This window comes from Candidatus Burkholderia verschuerenii, assembly GCF_001189365.1.
GTDB lineage: Bacteria > Pseudomonadota > Gammaproteobacteria > Burkholderiales > Burkholderiaceae > Caballeronia > Caballeronia verschuerenii.
Map to the genome: position 1 here is coordinate 1 of NZ_LFJJ01000350.1, position 1,744 is coordinate 1,744.

The 1,744-nt window shown below is 58.9% G+C and carries 1 protein-coding gene and 2 pseudogenes; all 3 read right to left on the reverse strand.

The genetic code is table 11. The features are described 5' to 3' along the window. Positions 1 to 211, reverse strand: a pseudogene (locus tag BVER_RS34920) (hypothetical protein); the annotation flags it as partial. 124 nt (positions 212 to 335) lie between these two features. After that, the gene (locus tag BVER_RS28760) at positions 336 to 1,286 is read right to left on the reverse strand and encodes a tyrosine-type recombinase/integrase (protein ID WP_232316910.1); all 951 of its coding nucleotides are present in this window, start codon (positions 1,284 to 1,286) and stop codon (positions 336 to 338) included. A gap of 213 nt (positions 1,287 to 1,499) precedes the next feature. After that, positions 1,500 to 1,628 (reverse strand): annotated as a pseudogene (locus tag BVER_RS32060) (IS5/IS1182 family transposase); the annotation flags it as partial. Positions 1,629 to 1,744 lie beyond the last annotated feature (116 nt).

Consider the following 1,744-nt stretch of genomic DNA (forward strand, 5'->3'; position numbering starts at 1 on the left):
CGTAATAGACCGGGGGCGGGGGCGGTGCATAGTAGACCGGCGGCGGTGCGACGTAGGCGGGCGGGGCATAACCAAAACCAATCCCAACTGTCACGTGCGCTGACGCGTTGATGCACGCACCGGACAAACCCATGCCAAGCAGTGCGCTCAACAAAGTTGACATTCGGTTGGCACGAACGCCGAGACGCTTGATGTCGGTGGAGCAGACCATGACAACTCCTATTGATCTGAGTGAGCTATCAACGCCTCGCGCCTTGCGTCCGTGGACATGAAAGATGTAAGCATGTGTTGCGAATGAATGCCTTCGGGCCGCACGGTTATCAGCAAATGGCGCCTTAATCGTTTCCGCCAGTGTCGTCGGATTTGGGCCGACGATAGAAGGAGGCAGCCTCACGCAGCATCCGCTGTTTTTCCGCCTGAACGTAGATAGACGTCGTTTGTAGTGACGCGTGCCCGAGGATCTTCTGCACCACGTCGAGCGGCACCTCTTCGGCGGCCGCGAGCGTGCCGAAGGTGTGAAGGAACGCATGCGGCGACGTGCTGGCCAGCAGTTTGATCTCGTCCAACGTAAGATCCGTCATGCCTTTGATCAGGCGTTTTCTCGCCCATTCGACCATGAAGTTGATCGTATCCGCGTGATAGGCCAGGGGTGCGCCATCCGCGTGCTTTTTTCGCGCTTCCTTCCCCGGTGGAATAAAAATCGGTGCGAGAAGAGGGCCGGTGGTTCCACTGTGGAAGTCCTCGCCGCGATCCCGCCAGTGCGCAGTCAGCGCGGCGATGGTTGCCGGGCTCACTGGAACCGTTCGCTCTTTCTTTCGTTTCCCGATCACCTGCAATTGCCACACGACCTCCACGCCGTCTCCGTGTGTGGTCGGTGCCAGGCGTTCTCTTCGAGCCGACGCAAGCTCCTCGCGTCGAAGTCCCGAATCGGCCCCTAACAGCAACGCCACGCGCACCGAACGCCAATAGCGCGCATCCTCGCGCTGACATTGGTCGTCGATGAAGCCTCGCATGCGCTCCCACAAGTTGGCGGGGAGGGCGCGCTCGACATGAAGCTCGCTTTCACGCTCAATGCGGACGAGATCCGAGATGACCGTCCAAGGATTTCTTGCCAAATAGCGGACGTCCACCAGCCATGCAAAGGCCGCACGAAGAGTGCGCACCGCATATCGCTGACTTTCTGAACTCAGTCCGCTCGCCGAAAATGGCCGCCAGCGACCGCTCGCACGCGACTGTCGCGAACCAACGAAAGCCGGCGAGGGGGCATTGAGGAAGTCGCGATACACCTCGCAATCGTCAGCCAGTAGAGAACCAACGGCTTACGCCTGACGGTCACGGCCCAGAGAAGGAACCGCTCGAGTTCCTTGGTATAGGCGCGCAAGGTCTTCGGCTGCTCGCGGTAGCGATGTAGATAGACACGAACCGCCTCGAGGTCGTTGTGCGCCGTGATGTATGGAAAGCTGGCGTGGCGGTTGAGGCCGGACTCGCCCGCCAGTTCGCTAGGTCATGTTCACATTTAAGAGCGGCCCGAAGGCAGACACGATGGAGACAAAGGTGAGGTAGCTGTGGGCGAGTTTGTCATATCGAGTGGCGACGCGACGAAAATGCTTGATACGCTTAAATAGTCGGCCCTTCAGAATTAGTCGAAGTCAAGGGTGGCAAGGGGCCGCCGGAAGATCGTGTTTCCCAGAACTCCCAGAAGCAATATTGATCTGAATGGTTTCCTGGGAGTTTGGAACTTCGC